Genomic DNA, 5,134 nt, shown 5'->3' with positions numbered 1-5,134 from the left:
GCCATAACGGTGGCTAGAACGAACCGGCTGGTGTCCTCGGCGAGGCGGCAGACGTTGAGGTGTGGCTGAGAATTGCCGCGTAGGCGATGCTGGCTGACTTGTAACGACCGTGCGCTTCGGACGGGGCGGGCCCGGGTTACCGTATCGAAACGTTATGAACCAGTCGCGAAATTCGTTGTGGTGTAATCAGCTGACGCCCCGATTGGGCTGGTCGAGCATTCATGCGGCTGGCGGGCGTGCACGTCGAAGTCGAAACTGCGACGGGGAGCAGCCGACCCACCGAGCAAACGCATGAGAAAAGCTTGCGACGTCGCAGTACCCCAGTTCGGTAGCAATCTGGCCGATTCCGACGCCGGGATCGAGAAGTCGGAGGATGGCGTGCTCCTGCATGAATTGCTGTCGTAGGCGGCGCAGGGTGGTGCCCTCGGCGTGTAGGTGCCGTTTGAGTGTGCTTACCGATACCGACAGCTCTGCTGCGATCCGACTAGCGTTGACTCGAGCAGGGTCTGCATCAAACTGGGCTCGGACGCGCTGCGTGTACGAGTTGTGACGCCGCTGATCGCAGAGCCGTCGCAGTTCGGCGGTACCGATCCGGTAGGCGACGGGATCGGAAAAGCGGCACACCTCATGAAGCGCCTCGGCTGGTATGCGAACAAATGACGCTGGCGCATCGAAGACGACTCGATGCCCTATCTCTCCCACGTTCAGCGGCTCGGTCGGCGCCGGGCAGGTCAGGTGTAACTCTGCTGAGGACACATCTCCTGTGAGTATTTTCACCAGACGCAGAACGGTCAGGCCCCCATAAGTGACGGCAAAGCAGTCGGTACCCGCGCTGTCGGTGCGCCCTGCGAGACCGATGGTAAGACCACTGGCGCCATGATGAAAGTCCGCACTTAGCGCCGTCGAGATCAACGGCAGAAAACGAAGCAACTCGACGATGTCAACGACCGACCCGGCACTGACCAGCGGCAGGCTCAGTGGACCGAAGGAGGTCAGCTGAGCGTGCTCAGCGAATGCGAGGCCCAGCCGAAACCCGTCGTGCGGCCCCATCGTCGGATACACGTCATGAAACCATTGCATCGGCACCTGCGCTTCTTGCGTGATCAACGTTCTGAGGTCGGTGCCCTCCTGGGCCATTATCCGACCGAATGCGCTCGTCGCCTCCGTGCCCAGCGCACCGCTGTCGAGAAGCTGTGCAAACGCCAACGGGGGCACACCGGATTCACCGAGGGTCACGTGAGCCAGATTAACAACAGATTGCGACGTTCACACATGGATCGGTCGGGATCCGCACATTCACACTCAAGGGGAACCTCATACGTGCAAGGAGGTGGCCATGGCCACGATCACATACATCACCCACGATGGAGACGACTACGAAGCCGATCTCGTGGAGGGGAAGTCGCTCATGCAGACCGCCGTCGACGAAGCCGTCCCCGGCATCGACGGTGATTGTGGTGGCGAAGCGGCCTGCGGTACGTGTCACGTCATTGTCGACCCGGCGTGGATCAAGACCGTCGGGCGCAGCGGCGAGGGCGAGGAAGAGATGCTGAGCATGCATCCGGAACGGGAAGGAACCTCGCGGCTGTCCTGCCAGATGATCGCGACTGAGGAGTGGGACGGCCTGACTGTTCGCCTCCCGGAATTCCAACTCTGACCCGCAACGACGAAGGAATGCAATCATGAGCATCGCAGCCACCGTCGCCGAGAAGGCGCAATCAATGATCCCGATCGACCTTCAGATCCGGGGGGCGCATGTCTATGACAAGACCCGCCGAATCGTCACAAGGACCGACGGCCAGAAGATCTTCACCGAGACCCCGATCCCGCCGGTGGACGAGGTCGATCTCGCCGAAATCGACCTGAGTAACCCGTTCCTGTATCGCCAGGGTATGTGGCGCTCGTACTTCGAGCGTGTCCGCAACGAGGCGCCGGTGCACTTCCGTTCGGAGAGCCCCTTCGGTCCGTTCTGGTCGGTCACGCGACACGCCGACATCATCGCGGTCGACAAGAATCACGAGGCGTTCTCCGCCGAACCGTTCATCATCATCGGCAGGCCCCCGCGTTTCATGGACATCGCGATGTTCATCGCGATGGATCCGCCCCGGCACGACAAGCAGCGCGCCGCAGTGCAGGGCGTGGTGGCTCCGAAGAACCTTCGTGAGATGGAGGGGCTCATCCGCGCGCGCGTCCGCGAAGTCCTCGACGGCCTCCCACTCAACGAGCCGTTTGACTGGGTCCAGACTGTGTCGATCGAACTCACTGCACGCATGCTCGCGACGCTACTTGACTTCCCTTACGACAAGCGGCACAAGCTGGTCGAATGGTCCGACCTCGCGACCTCGATGGAGCAGGCCAACGGCGGCCCCTCGGACAACGACAGGGTCTTCCGTGAGATGGTCGCGATGGCGCAAGGCCTGAGTTCGCTGTGGCGGGACAAGGCGGCACGTACCGTGGCCGGCGAAGAGCCTGGCTTCGACCTCATCACCATGCTGCAAAGCAACGAGGACACCAAGAACCTCCTCGACGATCGCCCCATGGAGTTCCTCGGTAACCTCGTGCTGCTGATCGTCGGCGGCAATGACACGACCCGCAACTCCATGAGCGGCGGAGTGCTGGCCCTCAACGAATACCCCGAGCAGTTCGAGAAGCTCAAGGCCAACCCCGACCTCATCCCCAACGCGGTGTCGGAGATCATCCGCTGGCAGACCCCTCTTGCTTACATGCGCAGGGTCGCCAAGAAGGACGTCATGCTCGGCGGCCAGTTCATCCGCAAGGGTGACAAGGTGGTGATGTGGTACGCCTCGGGCAACCGAGACGAGCGCGTCTTCGAGCGTCCAGACGAGCTCATCATCGACCGGGCCAACGCCCGCAACCACATCGCGTTCGGTTTCGGTGTACACCGCTGCATGGGCAACCGGCTCGCCGAGCTCCAGCTACGCATCCTGTGGGAGGAGCTCCTCCCTCGCTTCGACAACATCGAGGTGGTGGGTGAGCCGGAGTACGTGCAATCGAACTTTGTCCGTGGGATCAGCAAGATGATGGTTCGCCTGACCCCCAAGGGGGAAATGTGACGGCTGATCAGGTCGTCATCCTCGGCGCGAGCCACGCCGGCGTCCAACTCGCGGGCGCTCTCCGAAAGGAGAAATGGGCCGGGGATGTCTTGCTGATCGGCGACGAGGGCAGGCTCCCCTACCAGCGTCCACCGCTGTCCAAGGCATACCTGGCAGGTGCATCACAGCTTGATGACTGCGCGATCCGCGGACGTCAGTTCTACGACAAGCAGCGGATCGAGCTCGTGGACGGAACGGCGACGGCGATCAACCGTTCCGCGCACACCGTCACCCTCAACAGTGGAGACGTGGTGTCTTACGCCACGCTGGCACTGTGCACCGGCGCGCGCGCCCGCGCGCTGACCGTTCCGGGCGCCGAGTTGACGGGCGTCCACTACTTGCGCACCGCCACCGACGTCGAGGCCATCCGTGCCGCGGTGGTGCCAGGTTGCCGGGCCGTCATCGTCGGCGGCGGCTATATCGGCCTGGAGACGGCCGCCTCACTTCGAGCTCAGGGTGTGGACGTCACTGTTCTCGAGGCTGCGGAACGCGTGCTCGAGCGGGTGACCGCGCCGGTGGTCTCGAGGTTTTTCGACCGTACCCACCGGACCGAGGGTGTCGATGTTCGCACCAGCGCGTTGGTCGAGGGTTTTCGCGGGGAGGGGCGAGTCGAAGAGGTGGTGCTCGCCGACGGTGAGACCCTGGCCGCGGACCTCGTCATCGTCGGTGTCGGCATCATTCCCAACACGGATCTCGCGGTCGCCGCGGGCCTCGAGGTTGACGACGGAGTCATCGTCGACGACCATGCACGCACCAGCGACCCCGACATCGTCGCCGCCGGCGACTGCGTCAACCAACGGATCGCACGGTACGACAGGCGCGTCCGCCTCGAATGTGTGGCGGCCGCCACCGAGCAGGCCAAGGTCGCGGCAGCGACCATCTGCGGCAACGAAGCCGGTCTCACCGCGCTGCCTTGGTTCTGGTCCGATCAATACGATCTGAAGCTGCAGATCGCCGGGCTCAACACCGGGTACGACGAGGTACTGGTCAGCGGTGACCCTGACCACGACCGTGACTTCACCTGTTACTACTTCAACGACGGCGAGCTGATCGCCGCGGACTGCGTCAACAGACCCAAGGATTTCATGAACGCGAAGCGTACGATCGCACAGCGTTCGTCGCTCGACAGGTCCGAACTGATCGGAGCCACACCATGACCACATCACCCGCGGCAGCGGAAAGGCCGGCGGCGGCGCTCACAGCATCGACCTTCCTCGACATCCATCACGCGACCGTGCAGGCCTTCACCCAAGACGCGGTCGGCGACGCGGACACCGATCGCGAGAAGGCGCGGCGCCTCTTCGCCGCAGTCCGAGACCAGATCCGTTACGACCCCTACACCGTCTCTGACAAGCCCGATCATTACCGGGCCAGCCATGTCATCGAGTCCGGACGTGGGTACTGCGTACCCAAAGCGGTCGTACTGACAGCCGCGTTCCGCGCGGCAAACATACCGGCCCGGCTCGGCTTCGCTGATGTACGCAATCATCTGCAGACCGACGCGCTGCGCGAACTCATGGGAACCGACGTCTTCGTATATCACGGATACAGCCACGTCTACATCGAGGGGCGCTGGTTGAAAGCTACACCCGCGTTCAACATTGAATTGTGCACTCGATTCGGGGTCCCACCTATCGACTTCACCGGCGATCGCGACGCGTTGTTTCACGCGCACGCGGCGGACGGCTCCGCGCACATGGAGTACGTGCACGAACGCGGCGTCTACAACGACTTGCCCCTCGAGGAAATCCTGGCGGGCCTGCGGCATGCCTACGGCCCTCTGATCTTCTCGGGACGGCCAGCTCCGTCCGACGCATTCCGCGCATAGTGTGCGCTCCGGCGGGCTACCGCCGCAGGTTACTGCCCGCTCGAACACCCGTGCCACCACCTGTCGGCCAGATCCCGTCGCACAGTGTCCACCACCACTAGGGAGACCATGACAATGTCCGAGTCATTGCTCGACACCTATCCACACCGAATGGGCGGCCATTGCGGCTCCAGCGCGATGCGCGACTTGATGG

The 5,134-nt window shown here is 63.1% G+C and carries 5 protein-coding genes; 4 read left to right on the top strand and 1 reads right to left on the bottom strand.

Annotated elements, in window-relative coordinates; all coding sequences use genetic code 11:
* Positions 1 to 219 precede the first annotated feature (219 nt).
* The gene (locus tag ACIGKQ_RS25100) at positions 220 to 1,236 is read right to left on the bottom strand and encodes an AraC family transcriptional regulator (protein ID WP_005195135.1); all 1,017 of its coding nucleotides are present in this window, start codon (positions 1,234 to 1,236) and stop codon (positions 220 to 222) included.
* A gap of 100 nt (positions 1,237 to 1,336) precedes the next feature.
* On the opposite strand from ACIGKQ_RS25100, the gene ACIGKQ_RS25095 reads away from it, so the two are divergent.
* Genes ACIGKQ_RS25095 through ACIGKQ_RS25080 form a run of 4 tightly spaced genes read left to right on the top strand, consistent with a single transcriptional unit; the run spans position 1,337 to position 4,941 of the window.
* On the top strand, positions 1,337 to 1,657 hold the full coding sequence (locus ACIGKQ_RS25095; protein ID WP_005195134.1) for a 2Fe-2S iron-sulfur cluster-binding protein: 321 nt from the start codon (positions 1,337 to 1,339) through the stop codon (positions 1,655 to 1,657).
* Between the two features lie 25 nt (positions 1,658 to 1,682).
* Positions 1,683 to 3,074 (top strand): cytochrome P450, encoded by a 1,392-nt coding sequence (locus ACIGKQ_RS25090; RefSeq protein ID WP_005195133.1) that lies wholly within the window; start codon positions 1,683 to 1,685, stop codon positions 3,072 to 3,074.
* Complete coding sequence (locus ACIGKQ_RS25085) at positions 3,071 to 4,270, top strand: NAD(P)/FAD-dependent oxidoreductase (protein WP_005195132.1); 1,200 nt, start codon at positions 3,071 to 3,073, stop codon at positions 4,268 to 4,270. The genes ACIGKQ_RS25090 and ACIGKQ_RS25085 overlap by 4 nt, the downstream gene beginning before the upstream one ends.
* Positions 4,267 to 4,941, top strand: coding sequence for a transglutaminase family protein (locus ACIGKQ_RS25080; RefSeq protein ID WP_005195131.1), 675 nt, complete (start codon positions 4,267 to 4,269; stop codon positions 4,939 to 4,941). Before ACIGKQ_RS25085 ends, ACIGKQ_RS25080 begins: the two co-directional genes overlap by 4 nt.
* Positions 4,942 to 5,134 lie beyond the last annotated feature (193 nt).

Origin of the sequence: Gordonia sp. NPDC062954 (assembly GCF_044543825.1) — a bacterium.
Taxonomy (GTDB): domain Bacteria; phylum Actinomycetota; class Actinomycetes; order Mycobacteriales; family Mycobacteriaceae; genus Gordonia; species Gordonia tangerina.
This window is presented reverse-complemented; position numbering and strand designations above follow the sequence as displayed.

What these genes read in the sequence shown, in the direction of transcription:
- ACIGKQ_RS25095 (WP_005195134.1), top strand. Translation starts at nt 1,337, where the DNA reads ATGGCCACGATCACATACATCACCCACGATGGAGACGACTACGAAGCC.
- ACIGKQ_RS25090 (WP_005195133.1), top strand. Translation starts at nt 1,683, where the DNA reads ATGAGCATCGCAGCCACCGTCGCCGAGAAGGCGCAATCAATGATCCCG.
- ACIGKQ_RS25080 (WP_005195131.1), top strand. Translation starts at nt 4,267, where the DNA reads ATGACCACATCACCCGCGGCAGCGGAAAGGCCGGCGGCGGCGCTCACA.